The following is a 20,942-nucleotide window of genomic DNA, read 5'->3' as shown; positions in this document are numbered from 1 at the left end:
GATCTTAACTGGATTATTGGAATTATCTTACACATGAGTTAAAGAAGATAAAAAAAGCTTTAAATTTAAAGCTTTTTTCTTTTATCCACTTTTCTCTAAATAGTTTTTAATAATTTTCAATTCCTCTGGATTCAAGGGACGGTATTGCCCTTTTGCTAGTTCTGGGTCTAATGTAAAGTCACCGAATTGGACTCGTTTTAGGGCAGTCACCTTGACACCAACTGAGAGAAACATCTTCTTAACCTGATGAAACTTGCCCTCAGAGATGGTGATGGAGGCCCGGCTCTCTGTTGGGCTTGAGGACAGAATTTCGAGCTGAGCAGGTTTACAAGTAATCCCATCTAAAAAGACAATCCCATCTTTGAATTTTTGGATATGGTCTGACGTGAGCAGTCCGTTTACTACCACTTGATAGGATTTATCGACATGGTACTGGGGATGGAGGAGTTGAAAACCAAGAGGTCCATTGTCTGTCAAAAGTAGCAGTCCCGTCGTATCGCGGTCTAGTCTGCCGATAGCATAGAGCTGGTCAGACTGGATGTCAGGTGGAAGGAGGTCCATGACGGTTGGAAGTTTCTTATCCTTGCTAGCTGTAACGACTCCGTTTGGCTTATGAAGCATGAGGTAGTTGTGCTCGTAGCCTTGGATTTGCCGTCCTTGAAAGACTAATTTCTGCAACCCAGTGTCGACATTTTGAGCAAGTGAGCTGGCTGGACAATCATCTACTAGGATTTCTTTTTTTAATAGAGCTTGTTTCATAGCCTTGCGACTGACCTTTTCTTGGGCTAATAATCTATCTAAACGCATACCAGCTTATCTTATCATAAGTCTCTGACTTTGAAAAGAGTTGCCTTGACTAGAAAAGCAGAGTGAAAACATTTACACTTAGCTGAACTGTGATTTTTGAATGAGACTGTGGTATAATTGTTCAGTTAGAAATAAAAATTTAAATATTAGAGGAAATCATGACAAAATTAAGAGAAGATATCCGTAACATTGCGATTATCGCCCACGTTGACCACGGTAAGACAACTCTCGTTGACGAATTATTGAAGCAGTCTGAAACTCTTGATGCACGTACTGAATTGGCAGAGCGCGCTATGGACTCAAACGATATCGAAAAAGAGCGTGGAATTACCATCCTTGCGAAAAACACTGCCGTTGCCTACAACGGAACTCGTATCAACATCATGGACACACCAGGACACGCGGACTTCGGTGGAGAAGTTGAGCGTATCATGAAAATGGTTGACGGTGTTGTCTTGGTCGTGGATGCCTACGAAGGAACCATGCCACAAACTCGTTTCGTATTGAAAAAAGCCTTGGAACAAGATCTTGTACCAATCGTGGTTGTTAATAAAATCGACAAACCATCAGCTCGTCCAGCAGAAGTAGTAGACGAAGTATTGGAGCTCTTCATTGAGCTTGGTGCAGACGATGACCAGCTTGATTTCCCAGTGGTGTATGCTTCAGCTATCAACGGAACTTCTTCATTGTCAGACGATCCAGCTGATCAAGAAAAAACAATGGCGCCAATCTTTGATACCATTATCGACCATATCCCTGCTCCAGTGGACAACTCGGATGAACCGTTACAGTTCCAAGTCTCACTCTTGGACTACAATGACTTCGTAGGACGTATCGGTATTGGTCGTGTCTTCCGTGGTACTGTTAAGGTTGGAGACCAAGTTACCCTTTCTAAACTAGATGGTACAACGAAGAACTTCCGTGTTACAAAACTCTTTGGTTTCTTTGGTTTGGAACGTCGTGAAATCCAAGAAGCCAAAGCAGGTGACTTGATTGCTGTTTCTGGTATGGAAGATATCTTTGTTGGTGAAACCATTACTCCGACAGATGCAGTTGAGCCTCTTCCAATCCTTCACATCGATGAGCCAACTCTTCAAATGACCTTCTTGGTAAACAACTCACCATTTGCTGGTAAAGAAGGTAAATGGGTGACTTCTCGTAAGGTAGAAGAACGCTTGCAAGCAGAATTGCAAACAGACGTTTCCCTTCGTGTTGACCCAACGGACTCACCAGATAAATGGACTGTCTCAGGACGTGGAGAATTGCACTTGTCAATCCTGATCGAAACTATGCGTCGTGAAGGCTATGAGCTTCAAGTATCTCGTCCAGAAGTTATCGTAAAAGAAATCGACGGTGTTAAATGTGAGCCATTTGAACGTGTGCAAATCGATACTCCAGAAGAATACCAAGGTTCTGTTATCCAAAGCCTTTCTGAACGTAAGGGTGAAATGTTGGATATGATTTCAACTGGTAATGGTCAAACTCGTTTGGTCTTCCTTGTTCCAGCGCGTGGTTTGATCGGATACTCAACTGAGTTCTTGTCAATGACTCGTGGTTACGGTATCATGAACCATACCTTCGACCAATACTTGCCATTGATTCCAGGAGAAATTGGTGGACGTCACCGTGGTGCCCTTGTTTCTATTGATGCTGGTAAGGCTACAACTTACTCAATCATGTCTATCGAAGAACGTGGAACCATCTTTGTCAACCCAGGTACTGAGGTTTACGAAGGAATGATCATCGGTGAAAACTCTCGTGAAAACGACTTGACCGTTAACATCACTAAGGCCAAACAAATGACCAACGTTCGTTCAGCTACCAAGGACCAAACAGCGGTTATCAAGACACCTCGTATCTTGACCCTTGAAGAGTCTCTTGAGTTCTTGAACGATGATGAGTACATGGAAGTAACGCCTGAGTCTATTCGTTTGCGTAAGCAAATCCTCAACAAGGCAGAGCGTGAGAAAGCCAACAAGAAGAAAAAATCAGCTGAATAAGAGCTAGAAAGAGATAAAGATGGTCTATTTAATCATAGGGATACTCTTATTACTACTCTATGTATTTGCGACACCTCAAAGTATCAAAGGAACAGTCAACATCGTTATCTTGGTCTTTGTAGTTGTTGCACTCTTGATTTTGCTGATGTTGTCCATCTTGCAAATCTTCCAATTACCGACAGAATTCTTTGTCACAATCGCCATGCTGGCTCTAGCCTACTTTAGCTTGAGAGACATTACGCTCATGCCTGTAAAAAAGAGCAGAAGAAGATAAATAGAAAGAGAGCTATGGCTCTCTTTTTCTATGCTAGAATGAGGACTAGAGCATTTTCGTTTAGTATTATTTCCATAAAAATGGTAAAATAGTAGGAGTAGAAATGGAGTTTGAGACATGAAAGTAATCGATCAATTTAAAAATAAGAAAGTCCTTGTTTTAGGTTTGGCTAAGTCTGGTGAGTCTGCGGCCCGTTTGTTGGACAAGCTGGGTGCCATTGTGACAGTAAATGACGGCAAGCCTTTTGAGGAAAATCCTGCTGCTCAAAGCTTGCTAGAAGAGGGAATCAAGGTTGTCACTGGTGGGCATCCTTTGGAATTGTTGGATGAAGATTTCGCTCTGATGGTGAAAAATCCAGGTATCCCGTATAGCAATCCCATGATTGAAAAGGCATTGGCAAAGGGGATTCCAGTCCTGACTGAGGTGGAATTGGCTTATTTAATCTCAGAAGCGCCAATTATCGGTATCACTGGTTCAAATGGGAAAACAACTACAACGACGATGATTGGAGAAGTTTTAACTGCTGCTGGTCAACGCGGTCTCTTGTCAGGGAACATCGGCTATCCTGCTAGTCAAGTGGCTCAAACTGCGACAGCCAAGGACACGCTTGTCATGGAACTTTCTTCTTTCCAACTGATGGGTGTCCAAGAATTCCATCCTGAGATTGCGGTTATTACCAACCTCATGCCAACTCATATCGACTATCATGGTTCTTTTGAAGAGTATGTGGCAGCTAAGTGGAATATCCAGAACAAGATGACAGCAGGTGATTTTCTTGTTTTGAACTTTAACCAAGATTTGGCAAAAGAATTGGCTACCAAAACACAAGCCACTGTTGTTCCATTTTCAACACAGGAAAAGGTTGATGGAGCTTATTTGGAAGATGGTCAACTCTGCTTCCGTGGCGAAGTGGTCATGGCAGCTAGTGAAATCGGTGTTCCAGGTAGCCACAATGTAGAAAATGCCCTTGCGGCCATTGCAGTAGCCAAGCTACGTGGTGTGGATAACCAAACTATCAAGGAAACTCTTTCAGCCTTTGGTGGTGTCAAACACCGTCTCCAATTTGTGGATGAAATTCAGGGTGTCAAATTCTATAACGATAGTAAGTCAACCAATATCTTGGCTACTCAAAAAGCCTTGTCAGGATTTGACAACAGTAAGGTTATCTTAATTGCAGGTGGTTTGGACCGAGGCAATGAGTTTGACGAATTGGTGCCAGATATTACTGGGCTCAAGAAGATGGTTATCCTCGGTCAGTCTGCAGAACGTGTCAAACGGGCAGCAGAGAAGGCTGGTGTGACTTATGTAGATGCGACAGATATTGCTGATGCGACCCGCAAGGCTTATGAGCTTGCGACTCAAGGAGATGTGGTTCTCCTCAGTCCTGCCAATGCTAGCTGGGATATGTATGCTAACTTTGAAGTACGTGGCGACCTCTTTATCGACACAGTAGCGGAGTTAAAGGAATAATATGAAAAAAATTGTCTTTACAGGTGGGGGGACGGTTGGACACGTTACCCTCAACCTTTTGTTAATGCCTAAGTTCATCGAAGACGGCTGGGAAGTTCACTATATTGGTGATAAACACGGAATCGAACACCAAGAAATCCTCAAGTCAGGCTTGAATGTGACCTTCCATTCTATTGCGACTGGTAAGTTGCGTCGTTACTTCTCTTGGCAAAATATGCTGGATATCTTCAAAGTTGGTTGGGGAATTGTCCAATCCCTCTTTATCATGTTACGACTGCGTCCACAGGCTCTTTTTTCTAAGGGGGGCTTTGTCTCAGTACCGCCGGTTATCGCAGCGCGTGTGTCAGGGGTACCTGTCTTTATTCACGAATCGGACCTTTCTATGGGCTTGGCCAATAAAATCGCCTATAAATTTGCAACTAAGATGTATTCAACATTTGAGCAGCCTGCTGGTCTTGCAAAAGTCGAGCATGTGGGGGCAGTAACCAAGGTTTCAGACCAAAACACTCCAGAACCAGATGAATTGGTGGATATCCAAACCCACTTTAATCCTAAATTGCCAACGGTATTGTTTGTCGGTGGTTCTGCAGGAGCCCGTGTATTTAACCAATTAGTGACAGACCATAAAAAAGAGTTGACAGAGCGCTACAATATTATCAATCTAACTGGAGATTCAAGCCTCAATGAGTTGAGTCAAAATCTCTTTCGTGTTGATTATGTGACGGATCTCTATCAACCCTTGATGAAGATGGCAAATGTGGTGGTGACGCGTGGTGGTGCCAATACGATTTTCGAGCTCTTGGCCATGGCGAAACTCCATCTCATCGTACCATTGGGTCGTGAAGCAAGTCGAGGAGACCAGATTGAAAATGCAGCCTACTTTGTTAAGAAAGGTTATGCAGAAGAACTTCAAGAAAGTGACTTGACCTTGGAAAGCTTGGAGGAGAAACTCAGCCACTTGCTTAGTCACAAGGATCAGTACCAAGCTAGCATGAAAGCTTCGACTGAATTGAAATCTCTTGCAGATTTTTACGATTTATTAAGAAAAGACCTAGCATAAGGAATATCAATGTCAAAGGATAAGAAAAAAGAATCAAACCAGAAGCAAGAATTGTCTGAATGGCAGAAACGAAACCAGGAATACCTGAAGAAGAAGGCTGAGGAAGAAGCTGCCCTAGCTGAAGAGAAGGAAAAGGAAAAACAAGCTCGTAAGGAAGCCAACTCGAAACTACTGGAGGAATCCAAGAAATCATCGAGTGAGTCAGTTGAGGAAGCCTCAAGTCCAAGCAAGGAACCATCCGAAAAAGAAGAAAAATCTCAAAAGGATGACCGGAAAGTCAAAGAGGAAAAAGAGAAGAAGAAACCAGAGAAACCAGAAAAACCTGCCAAGCCTAAAATTGCGCCTGTTCATATTTGGCGAGCTGTGAGTATCTTGGTACCCAGTGTCCTGGTCCTCCTTCTTTCAGTCTATCTATTGACTCCACTTTCGACCATCAAAAATATCGAGGTTAAGGGAAATAGTAACACGCAGGCGGATGATATCAAACAGGCTTCTGGAATTCAAGATAGCGACTATACTTTAGCCCTATTGTTGGATAAGGAAAAATACGCTGAGCGAATCAAGTCCAATCATTGGATAGAATCAGCGAAGATTAACTATCAATTTCCGACTAACTTTACGATTGAGGTTAAGGAATTTGATATTGTTGGTTATTATGTGTCTGGTGAAGAACATTATCCTATTCTTTCTAGTGGTACAGTAGAGTCAACTCCTGTTGATCGCTTAAACTTGCCTGAGACTTATCTGACAGTTACCTTTAACGATGAGCAGCAGGTGAAAGAGCTGATAACGGGATTGTCTACTATCAGTGAGGATATCAAGAGTCAAATCCAGAAAATCGAATTAGCGCCGAGCAAGGCAACAGCAGATCTTTTAAAAATTACCATGCTGGATACAGATGAGGTTTTGGTTCCCCTATCAGAATTGAGCAAAAAATTACCTTATTACAGCAAAATCAAGCCACAATTGTCAGAACCGAGTGTAGTCGATATGGAGGCTGGAGTATACAGCTATACGATAGCAGATAAACTGATAGAAGAAGCTGAGGAAAAAGCCAAGCAAGAGGCCAAGGAAGCTGAGAAGAAAAAACAGGAAGAAGAAAAGAAAAAACAAGAAGAACAAGGAAATCAAAGCCAAACGAGCCAGCAATCACAGAGTCGTTAGACTAACTTTTCCTCTTAATTTTGAATGGTATAGAAGTCTAGTTTCGAGTTTTTGCTTGACAAGTCCTACTATAAATAATAGAATAGAAAAAAACCTTTAAAGCAGTCCAGAGAGGCAGCTAAGGTTAGACGGTGAAAGGGTGGACTCTACCCATTTTTCGTGGAACCTTGCTGTTGGCAGGTTCCTTTTTTCGTGGTTTATTTTTGACCATACTCTCTTGCTCGTAAAGGTAAAAGGAGAAAGGTATGCGTGAACATCGTCCAGTTATTGCTCTTGATTTTCCTAGTTTTGAGGCAGTCAAGGAATTTTTATCTCTTTTCCCAGCAGAAGAAAGTCTTTATTTAAAAGTAGGGATGGAGCTTTATTATGCGGAAGGTCCTGAAGTTGTCCGTTATTTGAAGTCACTGGGGCATAGTGTCTTTTTGGACCTCAAACTACATGACATTCCCAATACAGTCAAATCGGCTATGAAGGTCTTATCTCAGCTTGGTGTGGACATGACTAACGTTCATGCTGCAGGTGGTGTGGAGATGATGAGGGCTGCGCGTGAAGGTCTGGGGACACAAGCCAAATTGATCGCTGTGACCCAGCTTACCTCAACGTCGGAAAGCCAGATGCAGGATTTTCAAAATATCCAAACCAGCCTGCAAGAGTCTGTGATTCACTATGCCAAGAAGACAGCTGAAGCGGGCTTGGATGGTGTCGTTTGCTCGGCTCAGGAAGTGCAACTCATCAAGCAGGCTACCAATTCAGATTTTATCTGTTTGACACCAGGAATTCGTCCAACGGGAGCTGCGGTTGGAGACCAAAAACGTGTCATGACACCTGCTGACGCCTATCAAATCGGTAGTGACTATATCGTAGTGGGACGTCCTATTACCCAAGCTGAGGATCCTGTTGCAGCTTATCATGCTATCAAGGATGAATGGAACCAAGACTAAAATTAAAGAAATAGATTATAAAAACAAAAGGAGAAGACCATGACACTTGCTAAAGATATCGCTAGCCACCTCTTGAAAATCCAAGCCGTTTACCTTAAACCAGAAGAGCCTTTTACTTGGGCATCTGGTATCAAATCGCCGATTTATACTGACAACCGTGTGACGCTTGCCTATCCAGAAACTCGTAGCTTGATTGAAAATGGTTTTGTGGAAGCTATTAAAGCAGAATTTCCAGAAGTAGAAGTGATTGCAGGAACAGCGACAGCAGGGATTCCACACGGAGCTATCATTGCTGATAAGATGAACTTGCCTTTTGCCTACATCCGTAGCAAACCAAAAGACCACGGAGCTGGTAACCAAATCGAAGGTCGCGTAGCTCAGGGGCAAAAGATGGTTGTTGTTGAAGACCTCATTTCAACTGGAGGGTCTGTTCTTGAAGCCGTAGCAGCTGCTAAACGCGAAGGAGCCGATGTTCTTGGTGTCGTAGCGATTTTCAGCTACCAATTGCCGAAAGCAGATAAGAACTTCGCAGACGCAGGTGTGAAATTGGTGACGCTTTCTAACTACAGTGAACTGATCCACCTAGCCCAAGAAGAAGGTTACATCACGCCAGAAGGACTCGACCTCCTAAAACGCTTTAAAGAAGACCAAGAAAATTGGCAAAATGCCTAAAACATAGAAAATCAGGTAGTCACTAGGATTACCTGATTTTTTGCATATAGGCAATAAAACTATGATTCCTAAAGGTAAGATGAATATAGGATAATGGTAGAATGAGAGTCCTCTCTTTTTTGGGGCATATTCAGATAATCAGTTTGAAATTTCCAGACAAAATTTTTGAAAAAATTCTGAAAAAGAAGTAAGATAGTTAATGTAAGATAAAGTAAACGCTTACTTAATAAGGAGGACACTTTATGTCATATAAAACAAGCAATGCAGAAGGACCTGTAGATTTTATTAACACCTATGATTTGGAGCCAATGGCGCAACAAGTCATTCCTAAAGCTGCCTTTGGTTATATCGCTAGTGGAGCAGAGGATACTTTCACTTTACGCGAGAACATCCGTGCCTTTAACCACAAACTCATCGTTCCTCATACGCTTTGTGATGTTGAAAATCCAAGTACAGAGATTGAATTTGCAGGTGAAAAATTATCTTCACCAATTATTATGGCACCTGTTGCGGCTCATAAATTGGCAAATGAGCAGGGGGAAGTAGCTACTGCGCGTGGTGTGCATGAATTTGGTTCTCTCTATACAACTAGTTCCTACTCTACCGTTGACCTTCCAGAAATTACGGAAGCTCTTCAAGGAACACCTCATTGGTTCCAATTTTACTTTAGTAAGGATGATGGAATTAACCGCCATATCATGGACCGTGTGAAGGCTGAAGGCTACAAAGCGATTGTCTTGACGGCAGATGCAACTGTAGGGGGGAATCGTGAGGTCGATAAGCGCAATGGTTTTGTCTTCCCAGTTGGTATGCCAATTGTTGAGGAATACCTGCCAGAAGGTGCTGGAAAATCCATGGACTTTGTTTACAAATCAGCTAAACAACGCTTGTCTCCACGTGATGTCGAATTTATCGCTACATACTCAGGACTTCCTGTCTATGTCAAGGGGCCTCAATGCCGTGAGGACGTTGAACGTTCGCTTGCCGCAGGTGCTTCTGGTATCTGGGTAACCAACCACGGTGGTCGCCAAATCGACGGTGGGCCAGCTGCCTTTGACTCACTTCAAGAAGTAGCAGAAGCAGTTGATAAACGTGTGCCAATTGTCTTTGACTCTGGTGTTCGTCGCGGTCAACACGTCTTTAAAGCCTTGGCTTCAGGAGCAGACTTGGTAGCTATTGGTCGCCCTGTGATCTATGGTTTGGCTCTCGGTGGTAGTGTTGGTGTGCGTCAAGTCTTTGAGCACTTGAATGCAGAATTGAAGACAGTCATGCAGTTATCTGGAACTCAGACTATTGAGGATGTCAAACATTTCAAACTCCGTCACAACCCATACAATCCAACCTTCCCAGTTGACCCACGTGACTTAAAATTGTATTGATAAAGAAGACGGCCTCCACCTGATGTGGAGGTTTTTCTTCGTGTATAGAAAGATTCAATCGTTATTAGAAACTATATAAATATATTTTTCGGTCAAATATCTTGCTAGGGCTTTCATTTTTTGCTATACTGGTCCAGTAATTAAATAATAAAGACATTTGGGGTGCTTTAGGCTGAGATGATACCCATTGAACCTGATACAGTTAAGACTGGCGAAGGGAAATGTGAAAAGGTTTTTTTCGTATGTCGAAAGAAACTGTTTAATCTTGTAAGCTAAACTCTAATTCTCGTTTGTAATTGGAGTTTTTTTGTTTATCAAAAGAGGATAGGCTTGACGGCAAGTCTTTCGGTAGCTCTCCTAGAATGCCCCACTTTTCTTTAAAAAGGTCAAGTAAAACTAGGATTTTCTTGGTATTTTGTTGATTACGAACGAGTAAAGAGAGGAAAAGTAAATATGGAAACACAAGACTATGCATTTGAGCCGGGTTTGACCGTTGGAGAATTATTAAAAAGCAATCAGAAGGATTGGCAGGCTGCAATCAATCATCGTTTTGTTAAGGAACTTTTTGCGGGGACAATTGAGAATAAGGTCTTTAAAGACTACCTGATTCAGGATTATCATTTCTTTGATGCCTTCTTATCCATGCTGGGTGCCTGTGTAGCTCACGCAGACCAGCTTGAATCCAAACTTCGTTTTGCCAAGCAATTAGGCTTTCTTGAAGCAGATGAAGATGGTTATTTCCAAAAGGCTTTCAAAGAGTTAAAAGTAGCAGAGAATGACTATCTAGAAGTGACCTTGCACCCTATAACAAAAGCGTTTCAGGAGCTAATGTATTCTGCTGTGACTTCATCAGACTATGCTCATCTTTTGGTCATGCTGGTCATTGCAGAAGGTCTCTATTTAGACTGGGGTTCTAAAGATTTGGCACTACCTGAAGCCTATATTCATTTGGAATGGATTAATCTCCACAGAGGTCCTTTCTTTACAGAGTGGGTTCAATTTCTGGTTGACGAACTCAATCGTGTCGGGAAAGGTAGAGAAGATTTGACAGAACTTCAGGAACGCTGGAATCAAGCAGTTGCTTTAGAATTAGCCTTTTTTAATATCGGTTATGAATTATAGGACAGATTCAATACTTTTATGTAGATTAAAAGAATGAACAAACAAACTATATAAATATATTTTCCAGTCAAATATCTTGCTAGGGCTTTCAAATTCTGTTATACTGGTCCAGTAATAAAATAATAAAGACATTTGGGGTGCCTTAGGCTGAGATGATACCCATTGAACCTGATACAGTTAATACTGGCGAAGGGAAATGTGAAAAGGTTTTTTTCGTATGTTGAAAAGAACTGTCTAATCTTGTAAGGTAAACTCTAATTCTCTTTTGTAATTGGAGTTTTTTTGTTTATCAAAAGAGGATAGGCTTGACGGCAAGCCTTTTGGTAGCTCACCTTGAATGCCCCACTTTTCTTTAAAAAAGGAGTTTTTTATGTTGAAAAAATGGCAGTTAAAAGATGTTATCTTACTTGCTTTCTTGTCTATCTTTTTTGGTGGCGTTTTTGTGGGTTCAGGCTATCTGTTTGATATCCTCACTCTGATCTTGGCCCCTCTTGGTTTGCAGGCCTTTGCCAATGAGATCCTTTTTGGTCTCTGGTGTATGGCTGCGCCCATTGCGGCTATCTTTGTTCCAAGAATTGGAAGCGCAACGATTGGAGAAGTGCTCGCTGCGCTTGCTGAAGTCCTTTATGGTAGCCAATTCGGTCTAGGTGCTCTTTTGTCCGGCTTGGTTCAAGGGTTGGGAAGTGAATTTGGTTTTATTGTGACCAAGAATCGTTATGAAAGTTGGCTCTCTCTAACTGCTAATAGTATTGGGATTACTCTTTTTAGCTTTGTCTATGAATACATTAAATTAGGTTACTATGCCTTCTCCCTTCCTTTTGTCCTTTCCTTGCTGGTGGTGCGTTTTATTTCCGTCTTTTTCTTCTGTACCATCTTGGTTCGTGCCATTGTCAAACTCTATCATCAGTTTGCAGCTGGAGGAAAGGCATAGATGGGCTTGAAATTACGGGAGATTCAGTCCCCAATCTTCTCAGAGCCAATTGATTTTACTTTTCATGCGCAAGCCTTTACCTTGTTAGTTGGGAGCAGTGGTTCAGGAAAATCCAGCCTCTTTCAAGTCATTGCCCAAGTCAGTTCTCTTCCCTATAGTGGTCAAGTCCTGATAGATGGGAGCGAAGTCAGTCAGCTTTCTATCGTCGAACGTGTCCAGACAGTTGGCATTCTCTTTCAAAATCCCAATCATCAATTTACTATGGAGAACTTGTTTGAGGAATTGATTTTTACCTTGGAGAATATCGGCCATCCTGTTCAAGAGATTGATTCTAAAATAGCAGAGGTGGTTCGGCAATGTCGTTGCGAGCCAATCTTGCACCGTCCCATTCATCACCTATCAGGTGGGGAAAAGCAAAAGGCTGCGCTAGCTGTCCTCTTTGCCATGAATCCTAGGGTCTATCTCTTGGATGAGCCCTTTGCTTCCATTGACCGCAAGAGCAGAATCGAGATATTGGAGATTCTAAAAGAGTTGGTTCTTGATGGGAAGACAGTCATCCTGTGCGACCATGATTTATCAGACTATGAAGTCTATATCGACCATATGGTGGAGCTAAGAGACGGCCAGTTAAGGGAGGTGTTTCAAATCCCTTACTCTGAGATGACACAGGTTGCTTCAAAGGAAGTTGCTTCTAGTTCAGAACTATTCCATTTGGATCGTGTGACTTGTGAGCTGGATCATCGCCCCCTCTTTTCGCTTGCGGATTTTACTATCTACCAAGGAATTTCCTGTATCTTGGGTGACAATGGTGTCGGGAAATCAACCCTCTTTCGCTCTATTCTTCAATTTCAAAAGTATAAGGGGCGAATTACTTGGAAGGGGAAAGTCCTGAAAAAGAAAAAGAGTTTGTATCGTGATCTGACCGGTGTTGTTCAGGAAGCTGAGAAGCAGTTTATCCGAGTCAGTCTGAGAGAGGAACTGCAATTAGATAGTCCAGACTCGGAAAGAAATCAGCGGATTGTCCAAGCTTTACGATATTTTAATCTGGAGCAGGCGCTTGAGAAGAGTCCCTATCAATTAAGTGGTGGCCAACAAAAGATTCTTCAGCTTTTGACCATCTTGACCAGCAAGGCTTCTGTGATCTTGCTAGATGAACCTTTTGCAGGTTTGGATGATAGAGCCTGCGACTACTTTTGTCAGTGGATGTTGGAGGAGAGCAATCAAGGAAGAAGTTTTTTGATTATTAGCCATCGTTTAGATCCCTTGATCTCTGTGGTTGATTATTGGATTGAGATGACTAGTGAGGGGCTCAGTCATCTCCAAGACGTGACCATCAGCAAACCTCTCCCATTTCTGAACAATGATACTCTAGGGGAGGTGAGGTAGTATGATCAAAGTAGCAACCAAGACACCAGTTATCAGCCTCTTCTTTCTAATTTTATCCTTGGAAACATCCTTCATTCCTTCGATTGCTCTTAATCTTTCTGTAGTCGCATTTTGCATACTCTTTTTGCTCTATCACCGTCGATTTAAAATGTTGGCTTGGATGCTTGTGCTCGCCATTTTGCCATCCTTTGCTAACTACTGGGCAGTCCAGTTACATGGGGATGCTTCGCAGGCAGTGATACTTGGAACGAGGGCTTTTGTGACGGTTTGTATCGGTCTTGTCTTTGTTTCCTCTATTTCCCTAAAAGAGCTTCTTTTGTACTTAGCTCAAAAGGGGTTATCACGGTCTTGGGCTTATGCCTTGATTGTGGTATTTAATTCCTTTCCCCTTATTCAGCAGGAGATCAAGTCCCTCAAAGAAGCTTGCTTATTGCGTGGTCAAGAACTGCATGTTTGGTCTCCCCTGATTTACAGTAAGGTTCTGATGACGGTTTTTAGGTGGCGCCATCTTTACCTGAGAGCTTTGTCTGCACATGGATATGATGAGCATGCACAGTTGGAGAATCGCTATCGGACTTTTTATATTTCTAAAAAAACAAAATTAATCTACCTGCTGTTCTTTTTATTGCTTCAAACCAGTTTATTTCTATAAAGGAGTTATTATGGAATTTACAGATATTGCGATGGAATTATCCAAGGAAGCTTGGCAGGCTTCTTTTCATCATCCCTTTATTTTACAATTACAAGAGGGAAATTTAGAACCTTCTATTTTCCGCTATTATTTAATTCAGGATGCTTATTACCTGAAGTCTTTTTCAGAAGCCTATCACCTCTTGGCTGATAAGACTTCAAACGAGGAAATGAAAAGACTCTTGAAACAAAATGCCCAGAGTCTAGTGGAGGGTGAGTTGTTTATTCGCCAACAATTTTTCAAGGAATTAGGAATCAGCGACCAGGAAATGGAGCAACATCCAATCGCTCCAACCTGTTATCATTACATTTCTCATATTTATCGCCAGTTTGCAGAGCAAAACTTGGGCATTGCTTTTGCTAGTTTGCTTCCATGTCCTTGGTTATACCATGATTTGGGCAAGGCACTTAATCGCAAACCATCCCCGAATCCTCTTTATCAACAGTGGATTGAAACCTATATCACCGATGAGTTAGAACAGCAGATTAAAGAGGAAGAAGCGCTGGTTAATCAGCTCTATCGAGAAAGCGACGAGACGGACAAACAAAAAATGCTAGAGGCCTTCCACCGAAGTGTCCACATGGAAGCCAAGTTTTGGGAGATGGCTTACCAACATCAAACCTGGACGAGTGATTTGCAGTCCTTAGAAAAAGAGAAGAAATAGAAAATGAGAAACCACCAACTACAAGTTCACAAATTAACCATTTTATCCATGATGATTGCTCTTGACGTAGTACTTACACCCATCTTTCGAATTGAAGGAATGGCACCAATGTCCAGTGTAGTCAACATCCTAGCAGGGATCTTGATGGGACCTGTTTATGCCTTGATCATGGCTACAGCCACAGCCTTTATCCGTATGACAACTCAAGGGATTCCACCTTTAGCTCTTACAGGAGCAACTTTCGGAGCCCTCCTTGCAGGTCTCTTTTATAAGTATGGTCGAAAATTTCACTATTCTGCTCTAGGAGAAATCTTGGGAACAGGTATTATTGGTTCTATTGTTTCCTATCCTGTTATGGTTCTCTTTACGGGATCTGCGGCCAAGCTCAGTTGGTTTATCTACACTCCTCGATTTTTCGGAGCAACCTTGATTGGTACAGCGATTTCCTTTATTGCCTTTCGATTTTTAATCAAGCAGGAATTCTTTAAAAAAGTGCAAGGATATTTTTTCAGTGAAAGGATAGACTGATGCAGAAATTGACAAATCCTTTCCCTCTAGCAACCAGTTCCTTAATTCACTGCATCACCAATGAGATTTCTTGTGAGATGCTGGCTAATGGTATTTTGGCTCTGGGATGCAAACCTGTCATGGCAGATGACCCTCGTGAGGTTCTTGATTTTACTAAGCAAAGTCAGGCTCTCTTCATCAATCTGGGGCATTTGTCAGCCGAGAAGGAGAAAGCAATCCGTATGGCAGCTACTTATGCAAACCAAGCTTCTCTCCCAATGGTAGTAGATGCGGTTGGTGTATCAGCGTCATCCGTTCGTAAGACCTTAGTCAGAGATCTTTTAGAATACAAGCCCACAGTCCTTAAAGGAAATATGTCGGAAATCCGAAGTCTTGTTGGTTTAAAGCACCACGGAGTTGGAGTTGATGCTAGTACTAAAGATCAAGAAACTGAGGAACTGCTTCAAGTCTTGAAAGACTGGTGTCAGCTTTATCCTGGTATGTCTTTCTTAGTCACTGGCCCCAAGGACCTCATTGTTTCGGAGAATCAGGTTGCAATATTGGGAAATGGCTGTGACGAATTAGACTGGATAACAGGGACAGGAGACCTGGTTGGAGCCTTGACAGCCGTTTTTCTCAGCCAAGGAAAGACTGCCTTTGAAGCTTCTTGCCTAGCAGTTTCTTATCTCAATATCTCTGCTGAGAGAATACTTGTTCAAGGAATGGGATTGGAAGATTTCCGCTTTCAAACTCTCAATCAGCTCTCTCTCCTAAAGAGAGACGAAAATTGGCTAGAAGCCATCAAAGGAGACTTTTATGAATAGAAAAGTACTTAAACTGTATCTAGTAACCAATCGCTACCAAGATTCCTTGGAAAATTTTCTTGAAAAAGTCGAGGCGGCCTGCCGTTCAGGTGTTACCATCATCCAACTACGAGAAAAAAATCTCACCACCAACCAATACTATCAGCTGGCAAAACAAGTCAAGGAAATAACAGACGCCTACCAAGTCCCCTTAATTATCGATGATCGGTTGGATATCTGTCTTGCAGTCGATGCTGCAGGTTTGCATATTGGCGACGATGAACTACCAGTTTCGGTTGCCCGCAAAGTCTTGGGTCCTGAAAAAATCCTCGGTGTCACTGCTAAAACAGTTAAAAGAGCCCTGGAAGCAGAAACATCGGGTGCGGATTACTTGGGGACAGGAGCTATTTTCCCGACAATTACCAAAGAAAATGCACCTATCACCCTGATTTCAACCTTGAAAACCATTTGCCAAACGGTCGCCATTCCAGTAGTTGCTATCGGAGGATTGACGTCAGAGAATATTGACCAACTTGCTGAAACTGGTATAGCTGGAGTAGCAGTCGTCAGGGATTTGATGCAGGCAGAAGATATAGAAGCAAAAACGCAAGCTTTTTTAACAAAGCTAGATGACATGATTTCCTAATCAAAAACTCTCTAATTCCCTTAAAGCGGGAACTAGAGAGTTTTTTCTTAATCTTTAAAGCTTGTATGGTTGACTGGTCCAGAACCATGACCGAGTTGAGGGGCGTCTTGGATGGCTTTTGTGATAAAGGCCTTGGCCTTATCGACAGCCTGATAAAGGGTTTTCCCCTTGGCTAGTTCAGCCGTAATCACAGCAGCAAAGGTACATCCAGTACCATGGGTGTGACAAGTTTGAATTCTTGGACTTTCCCAGACAAATTGTTCCTCTTTGGTAAAGAGGAAATCCTTAGCACCGCCTTCGAGATGGCCACCTTTGATTACCACAGACTGAGGACCAAATTCTTTTAAAATCAGGCGACCGGCACGTTGCATGTCTTCTGGATTATGAATTGAGAAACCAACAATTTCTTCTGCCTCAGGAAGATTGGGGGTGATGATGGTAGCAAGGGGAAGCAGGTTTGTTTTTAGGTAGCTTCTCGCACTAGTATCTATCAGAGTATCACCGCTTGTTGCGACCATAACAGGGTCAAGCACGTAGGGGCAGTCCAGTTTTTTAAGATAGGGTTGGATAATCTCCATGATTTCAGTAGTTGCCAACATACCAGTTTTTACAGCCTGGGGCTTGATATCCGAAAAGACACTCTCCAATTGAGCTTCCAACATTTGGTTGGAGACGTGCTCGATTAATTGAACGCCTCTGGTATTTTGAGCGACAAGGCTGGTCACAACGGCCATTCCATAGACATCTCTCGCTTGGAATGACTTCAAATCAGCCATAATGCCAGCACCGCCACTAGGGTCAGTTCCAGCAATGGTTAGAGCAACGGGTAAATAAGTCATCTAAAACCTCCCAACCAACTGAAGTTTGTATTCTTAAGAACAAGCTAGTCTATTTCAGGAAGGAAATAGAAGACCAGATAGTCCTCATCATCATTTCCACTTCCATCAGCTAGCATTACCTAGATTGAGTCAAAGGGATCTAACAGTCGTTAATCTCAGCTTTACGCACCCCTAGTGGTTGTTTTCTTTTTTCTTCAGTATAGCATATTTTTATAGTTTATATAGTAAAATTTGACTGCAAATCTCTCGTTATGTACTTAAAATTCTATTTTTCGAAAAAATAATAAAAATTATAGTTGACAAATGTAGATTTTCGGAGTATACTAACAACTGTAATCGACAAATGTAGATTTAGGAGGTGTGATTATGCAGATTTCAGATGCAGAATGGCAGGTCATGAAGATTATTTGGATGCAGGGGGAACAGACCAGCACGGATTTGATTAGGGTTCTGGCAGAGCGGTTTGACTGGTCCAAGTCGACCATTCAGACTCTTTTGGCTCGTTTAGTAGAGAAAGGGTGCCTGACTAGGAAAAAAGAGGGCAAGTCCTTTGTTTATTCAGCCCTTTTGACTCTGGATCAAAGTCGAGACTTGCTTGTCCAAGATATCAAAGACAAGGTTTGTTCTCGTAGGATGAAGAACTTGTTGGCTGATTTGATTGTGGAATGTGATTTCACTTTGGCTGACTTGGAAGACTTAGAAGCTGTGATTTCTGAGAAAAAAGCTAGCGCAGTTACTGAAGTAAAATGTAATTGTATGTAAAGGAGACGCCATGTTAAATAGTATTGTAACCATTATTTGTATTACCCTTATCGCGTTTATCTTGTTTTGGTTTTTCAAAAAGCCTGAAAAATCTGGACAAAAGGCCCAGCAAAAAAAGGGTTACCAAGAGATTCGAGTGGAAGTCAAAGGGGGCTATACGCCTGAGTTGATTATTCTTAAGAAATCAGTGCCAGCCCGTATCGTCTTTGACCGTAAGGACCCTTCACCTTGTTTGGATCAGATTGTCTTTCCAGATTTTGGTGTACATGCGGACCTGCCAATGGGTGAAGAGTATGTAGTGGAAATCACGCCTGTGCAGGCTGGAGAGTATGGTTTCTCTTGTGGCATGAATATGATGCACGGCAAGATGATTGTAGAATAGGAGAATGATATGACTGAAATTGTAAAAGCAAGTCTTGAAAATGGCGTTCAAAAAATCCGTATCACGGCAGACAAAGGCTATCATCCAGCCCATATTCAGCTTCAAAAAGGGATTCCAGCTGAGATTACCTTTCATCGAGCAACTCCTTCAAACTGTTACAAGGAAATTCTGTTTGAAGAAGAAGGCATTTTGGAACCAATCGGCGTAGATGAGGAGAAAGTCATTCGTTTTACACCTCAAGAATTAGGTCAACATGAATTTTCTTGTGGTATGAAGATGCAAAAGGGGAGTTATACCGTAGTTGAGAAGACTCGAAAATCTCTATCACTTTTACAGCGTTTTTGGATTACTAGTATCTTTACTGTGCCTCTTGTGATTCTCATGATTGGTATGTCGACAGGAGGAATTAGTCACCAAGTCATGCGTTGGGGAACTTTTTTAGCCACAACACCGATTATGCTAGTAGCAGGTGGCCCTTATATCCAAAGTGCTTGGGCTAGTTTTAAAAAGCACAATGCCAACATGGATACCTTGGTTGCTCTGGGAACCCTAGTGGCCTATTTCTATAGCTTAGTTGCCCTCTTCGCTGGTCTCCCCGTTTACTTTGAAAGTGCTGCATTTATCTTCTTCTTCGTTCTTATGGGAGCCGTTTTTGAGGAGAAAATGCGGAAAAATACTTCCCAAGCTGTGGAGAAATTACTTGACTTGCAGGCTAAAACTGCAGAAGTCTTGCGTGAGGATAACTATGTTCAAGTCCCCTTGGAGCAAGTAAAGGTAGGTGATCTGATTCGAGTACGTCCTGGTGAAAAGATTGCGGTTGATGGTGTTGTAGTCGAAGGCGTGTCCAGCATTGATGAATCTATGGTGACAGGTGAGAGCCTGCCAGTGGATAAAACAGTTGGAGATACTGTCATTGGCTCCACCATCAATAACAGCGGAACGCTTGTTTTTAGGGCAGAAAAAGTTGGTTCAGAGACTGTCTTGGCACAGATTGTAGACTTTGTGAAGAAAGCTCAGACCAGCCGAGCGCCAATTCAAGATTTGACGGATAAAATTTCAGGGATTTTTGTCCCAGCAGTTGTCATTTTAGCGATTCTAACTTTTTGGATTTGGTTTGTCTTGCTTGAGGCTAGCTTTGTGTCTTCTCTTCTTTATGGGGTGGCAGTTTTGATTATCGCCTGCCCTTGTGCCCTAGGTCTCGCAACACCAACGGCTCTCATGGTGGGAACAGGACGGAGCGCCAAGATGGGCGTTCTCCTCAAAAATGGAACCGTCTTACAGGAAATCCAGAAAGTCCAAACTCTCGTCTTTGATAAGACAGGGACTTTGACAGAAGGAAAACCAGTGGTCACTGATATCATTGGCGACGAGACAGAAGTACTTGGCTTAGCCGCCTCTTTGGAAGAAGCCTCTCAACACCCATTGGCTCAATCTATTGTCAAGCGAGCGACTGAAGCAGGACTTGAACTTCAACCTGTAGAAAATTTCCAAGCCCTACACGGAAAAGGTGTTTCAGGGCAAATCAATGGAAAACAAGTTTTGCTTGGAAATGCTAAAATGCTGGATGGCATGGATATTTCTAGCATTTATCAAGAAAAACTAGAAGAACTAGAAAAAGAAGCTAAGACAGTTGTGTTCTTGGCTGTTGACAATGAAATTAAAGGCTTGCTTGCTCTGCAAGATATTCCCAAGGATAATGCCAAGCTCGCCATCAGTCAGCTGAAAAAACGTGGCCTCCAAACAGTTATGCTGACAGGAGATAATGCTGGAGTGGCGCGAGCTATTGCAGGTCAGATCGGCATTGAGGAGGTTATTGCAGGTGTCTTGCCAGAAGAAAAAGCCCATGAAATCCATAAACTACAATCAGCTGGAAAAGTAGCCTTTGTTGGTGATGGTATCAATGACGCTCCTGCCCTCAGCGTAGCAGATGTGGGGATTGCTATGGGAGCTGGAACAGATATTGCCATCGAGTCAGCAGATTTGGTGTTGACAACTAATAACCTCCTAGGAGTGGTTCGTGCCTTTGACATGAGCAAGAAAACCTTCAATCGAATTCTTCTCAATCTTTTCTGGGCCTTTATCTACAATGTCGCCGGAATTCCGATTGCAGCAGGAGTCTTTTCAGGAATTGGTCTCGTTCTCAATCCAGAACTGGCTGGTCTAGCCATGGCCTTTAGTTCTGTATCTGTATTAACCAGTTCACTCATGCTAAACTTTAGTAAAATAGACTAAAAGCGAGCTTGCTCGCTTTTTATTATAAAACAGTTACATAAAACGTTTTCAAACTGTACTGTAATAGAGAATAAAAACTTCTGAGCACATTCTTAGGAGACCCAAAACAAATGTGGTAAAGTAGTAGAGTAAAAATTTGCTGAAACGTTTCCAATTAGTATATGAAAATGGATTCATCAAATTTTAAAAATATTTGAAGGAGAGTTATCA

The 20,942-nt window shown here is 42.3% G+C and carries 21 protein-coding genes and 3 riboswitches; of the genes, 19 read left to right on the top strand and 2 right to left on the bottom strand.

The features are described from left to right. Positions 1–81: 81 nt before the first annotated feature. Positions 82–807, bottom strand: a complete 726-nt coding sequence (locus tag GMD3S_RS0206665; RefSeq protein WP_001235079.1) for a 16S rRNA pseudouridine(516) synthase — start codon at positions 805–807, stop codon at positions 82–84. A 158-nt stretch (positions 808–965) separates the two neighbouring features. Here GMD3S_RS0206665 and typA point away from each other — a divergent pair, with 158 nt between their 5' ends. From typA to thiE, 16 genes are all read left to right on the top strand, one after another. Further along, on the top strand, positions 966–2,807 hold the full coding sequence (gene typA, locus GMD3S_RS0206660; RefSeq protein WP_000164121.1) for a translational GTPase TypA: 1,842 nt from the start codon (positions 966–968) through the stop codon (positions 2,805–2,807). A 19-nt stretch (positions 2,808–2,826) separates the two neighbouring features. After that, entirely contained in the window at positions 2,827–3,081 is a 255-nt protein-coding gene (locus GMD3S_RS0206655; RefSeq protein ID WP_000262661.1) for a DUF3165 family protein, read from the top strand. Between the two features lie 117 nt (positions 3,082–3,198). After that, positions 3,199–4,551, top strand: coding sequence for a UDP-N-acetylmuramoyl-L-alanine--D-glutamate ligase (gene murD, locus GMD3S_RS0206650; RefSeq protein ID WP_000863076.1), 1,353 nt, complete (start codon positions 3,199–3,201; stop codon positions 4,549–4,551). A 1-nt stretch (position 4,552) separates the two neighbouring features. Then, a complete protein-coding gene (locus GMD3S_RS0206645; protein ID WP_000724799.1) occupies positions 4,553–5,611 on the top strand; it encodes a UDP-N-acetylglucosamine--N-acetylmuramyl-(pentapeptide) pyrophosphoryl-undecaprenol N-acetylglucosamine transferase in 1,059 nt (352 codons plus the stop codon). A 9-nt stretch (positions 5,612–5,620) separates the two neighbouring features. Next, a complete protein-coding gene (locus GMD3S_RS0206640) occupies positions 5,621–6,775 on the top strand; it encodes a cell division protein FtsQ/DivIB (protein WP_000031125.1) in 1,155 nt (384 codons plus the stop codon). Positions 6,776–7,020: 245 nt separating this feature from the next. Further along, the gene (gene pyrF, locus GMD3S_RS0206635; protein WP_001206748.1) at positions 7,021–7,716 is read left to right on the top strand and encodes an orotidine-5'-phosphate decarboxylase; all 696 of its coding nucleotides are present in this window, start codon (positions 7,021–7,023) and stop codon (positions 7,714–7,716) included. A 39-nt stretch (positions 7,717–7,755) separates the two neighbouring features. Next, positions 7,756–8,388 (top strand): orotate phosphoribosyltransferase, encoded by a 633-nt coding sequence (pyrE, locus tag GMD3S_RS0206630; RefSeq protein WP_000170888.1) that lies wholly within the window; start codon positions 7,756–7,758, stop codon positions 8,386–8,388. 242 nt (positions 8,389–8,630) lie between these two features. After that, entirely contained in the window at positions 8,631–9,767 is a 1,137-nt protein-coding gene (gene lctO, locus GMD3S_RS0206625; protein WP_000120742.1) for an L-lactate oxidase, read from the top strand. A 148-nt stretch (positions 9,768–9,915) separates the two neighbouring features. Beyond that, positions 9,916–10,004, top strand: a riboswitch (TPP riboswitch). A gap of 216 nt (positions 10,005–10,220) precedes the next feature. Next, a complete protein-coding gene (locus GMD3S_RS0206620; protein ID WP_000449807.1) occupies positions 10,221–10,889 on the top strand; it encodes a TenA family protein in 669 nt (222 codons plus the stop codon). 123 nt (positions 10,890–11,012) lie between these two features. Next, positions 11,013–11,101: riboswitch (TPP riboswitch) on the top strand. 158 nt (positions 11,102–11,259) lie between these two features. Continuing rightward, positions 11,260–11,820: an ECF transporter S component gene (locus tag GMD3S_RS0206615; protein WP_000915263.1), complete on the top strand. Its 561-nt coding sequence runs from the start codon at positions 11,260–11,262 to the stop codon at positions 11,818–11,820. Then, positions 11,821–13,206, top strand: coding sequence for an ATP-binding cassette domain-containing protein (locus tag GMD3S_RS0206610; RefSeq protein WP_000523384.1), 1,386 nt, complete (start codon positions 11,821–11,823; stop codon positions 13,204–13,206). It abuts the gene before it with no gap. A gap of 1 nt (position 13,207) precedes the next feature. Then, positions 13,208–13,858 carry an energy-coupling factor transporter transmembrane component T gene (locus GMD3S_RS0206605; protein WP_000598424.1) on the top strand — a complete coding sequence of 217 codons (651 nt, stop codon included), beginning with the start codon at positions 13,208–13,210 and terminating at the stop codon, positions 13,856–13,858. A 10-nt stretch (positions 13,859–13,868) separates the two neighbouring features. Further along, positions 13,869–14,561: a thiaminase II gene (gene tenA / locus GMD3S_RS0206600; protein ID WP_000397187.1), complete on the top strand. Its 693-nt coding sequence runs from the start codon at positions 13,869–13,871 to the stop codon at positions 14,559–14,561. Positions 14,562–14,564: 3 nt separating this feature from the next. Continuing rightward, on the top strand, positions 14,565–15,089 hold the full coding sequence (gene thiW, locus GMD3S_RS0206595; RefSeq protein WP_001244054.1) for an energy coupling factor transporter S component ThiW: 525 nt from the start codon (positions 14,565–14,567) through the stop codon (positions 15,087–15,089). Continuing rightward, complete coding sequence (locus tag GMD3S_RS0206590) at positions 15,089–15,892, top strand: hydroxyethylthiazole kinase (RefSeq protein WP_001170979.1); 804 nt, start codon at positions 15,089–15,091, stop codon at positions 15,890–15,892. The genes thiW and GMD3S_RS0206590 overlap by 1 nt, the downstream gene beginning before the upstream one ends. Beyond that, positions 15,885–16,517, top strand: coding sequence for a thiamine phosphate synthase (thiE, locus tag GMD3S_RS0206585; protein WP_001080689.1), 633 nt, complete (start codon positions 15,885–15,887; stop codon positions 16,515–16,517). The genes GMD3S_RS0206590 and thiE overlap by 8 nt, the downstream gene beginning before the upstream one ends. A 47-nt stretch (positions 16,518–16,564) precedes the next feature. On the opposite strand, the gene thiD is transcribed toward thiE, so the two are convergent. Beyond that, positions 16,565–17,356, bottom strand: a complete 792-nt coding sequence (gene thiD, locus GMD3S_RS0206580) for a bifunctional hydroxymethylpyrimidine kinase/phosphomethylpyrimidine kinase (RefSeq protein WP_000221726.1) — start codon at positions 17,354–17,356, stop codon at positions 16,565–16,567. Positions 17,357–17,440: 84 nt separating this feature from the next. Continuing rightward, positions 17,441–17,539, bottom strand: a riboswitch (TPP riboswitch). A 183-nt stretch (positions 17,540–17,722) separates the two neighbouring features. On the opposite strand from thiD, the gene GMD3S_RS0206575 reads away from it, so the two are divergent. From GMD3S_RS0206575 to GMD3S_RS0206565, 3 genes are read left to right on the top strand one after another with little or no spacing between them, the layout of a single operon-like run. Further along, positions 17,723–18,118, top strand: coding sequence for a CopY/TcrY family copper transport repressor (locus GMD3S_RS0206575; RefSeq protein WP_001167210.1), 396 nt, complete (start codon positions 17,723–17,725; stop codon positions 18,116–18,118). Between the two features lie 10 nt (positions 18,119–18,128). After that, a complete protein-coding gene (locus GMD3S_RS0206570) occupies positions 18,129–18,500 on the top strand; it encodes a cupredoxin domain-containing protein (protein ID WP_000935071.1) in 372 nt (123 codons plus the stop codon). Positions 18,501–18,509: 9 nt separating this feature from the next. Next, the gene (locus GMD3S_RS0206565; RefSeq protein ID WP_000136330.1) at positions 18,510–20,732 is read left to right on the top strand and encodes a heavy metal translocating P-type ATPase; all 2,223 of its coding nucleotides are present in this window, start codon (positions 18,510–18,512) and stop codon (positions 20,730–20,732) included. Positions 20,733–20,942 lie beyond the last annotated feature (210 nt).

This window comes from Streptococcus sp. GMD3S (assembly GCF_000298695.2).
Lineage (GTDB): Bacteria > Bacillota > Bacilli > Lactobacillales > Streptococcaceae > Streptococcus.
This window is presented reverse-complemented; position numbering and strand designations above follow the sequence as displayed.

Bases quoted from the DNA above. Each gene is read 5' to 3' on its own strand.
- GMD3S_RS0206565 (WP_000136330.1), top strand. From the start codon at position 18,510: ATGACTGAAATTGTAAAAGCAAGTCTTGAAAATGGCGTTCAAAAAATC.
- pyrF (WP_001206748.1), top strand. From the start codon at position 7,021: ATGCGTGAACATCGTCCAGTTATTGCTCTTGATTTTCCTAGTTTTGAG.
- thiW (WP_001244054.1), top strand. From the start codon at position 14,565: ATGAGAAACCACCAACTACAAGTTCACAAATTAACCATTTTATCCATG.
- GMD3S_RS0206570 (WP_000935071.1), top strand. From the start codon at position 18,129: ATGTTAAATAGTATTGTAACCATTATTTGTATTACCCTTATCGCGTTT.
- GMD3S_RS0206640 (WP_000031125.1), top strand. From the start codon at position 5,621: ATGTCAAAGGATAAGAAAAAAGAATCAAACCAGAAGCAAGAATTGTCT.
- GMD3S_RS0206615 (WP_000915263.1), top strand. From the start codon at position 11,260: ATGTTGAAAAAATGGCAGTTAAAAGATGTTATCTTACTTGCTTTCTTG.
- thiD (WP_000221726.1), bottom strand. From the start codon at position 17,356: ATGACTTATTTACCCGTTGCTCTAACCATTGCTGGAACTGACCCTAGT.
- GMD3S_RS0206590 (WP_001170979.1), top strand. From the start codon at position 15,089: ATGCAGAAATTGACAAATCCTTTCCCTCTAGCAACCAGTTCCTTAATT.
- typA (WP_000164121.1), top strand. From the start codon at position 966: ATGACAAAATTAAGAGAAGATATCCGTAACATTGCGATTATCGCCCAC.
- GMD3S_RS0206655 (WP_000262661.1), top strand. From the start codon at position 2,827: ATGGTCTATTTAATCATAGGGATACTCTTATTACTACTCTATGTATTT.
- GMD3S_RS0206575 (WP_001167210.1), top strand. From the start codon at position 17,723: ATGCAGATTTCAGATGCAGAATGGCAGGTCATGAAGATTATTTGGATG.
- murD (WP_000863076.1), top strand. From the start codon at position 3,199: ATGAAAGTAATCGATCAATTTAAAAATAAGAAAGTCCTTGTTTTAGGT.
- lctO (WP_000120742.1), top strand. From the start codon at position 8,631: ATGTCATATAAAACAAGCAATGCAGAAGGACCTGTAGATTTTATTAAC.
- GMD3S_RS0206620 (WP_000449807.1), top strand. From the start codon at position 10,221: ATGGAAACACAAGACTATGCATTTGAGCCGGGTTTGACCGTTGGAGAA.
- tenA (WP_000397187.1), top strand. From the start codon at position 13,869: ATGGAATTTACAGATATTGCGATGGAATTATCCAAGGAAGCTTGGCAG.
- GMD3S_RS0206665 (WP_001235079.1), bottom strand. From the start codon at position 807: ATGCGTTTAGATAGATTATTAGCCCAAGAAAAGGTCAGTCGCAAGGCT.
- GMD3S_RS0206645 (WP_000724799.1), top strand. From the start codon at position 4,553: ATGAAAAAAATTGTCTTTACAGGTGGGGGGACGGTTGGACACGTTACC.
- GMD3S_RS0206610 (WP_000523384.1), top strand. From the start codon at position 11,821: ATGGGCTTGAAATTACGGGAGATTCAGTCCCCAATCTTCTCAGAGCCA.
- thiE (WP_001080689.1), top strand. From the start codon at position 15,885: ATGAATAGAAAAGTACTTAAACTGTATCTAGTAACCAATCGCTACCAA.
- pyrE (WP_000170888.1), top strand. From the start codon at position 7,756: ATGACACTTGCTAAAGATATCGCTAGCCACCTCTTGAAAATCCAAGCC.
- GMD3S_RS0206605 (WP_000598424.1), top strand. From the start codon at position 13,208: ATGATCAAAGTAGCAACCAAGACACCAGTTATCAGCCTCTTCTTTCTA.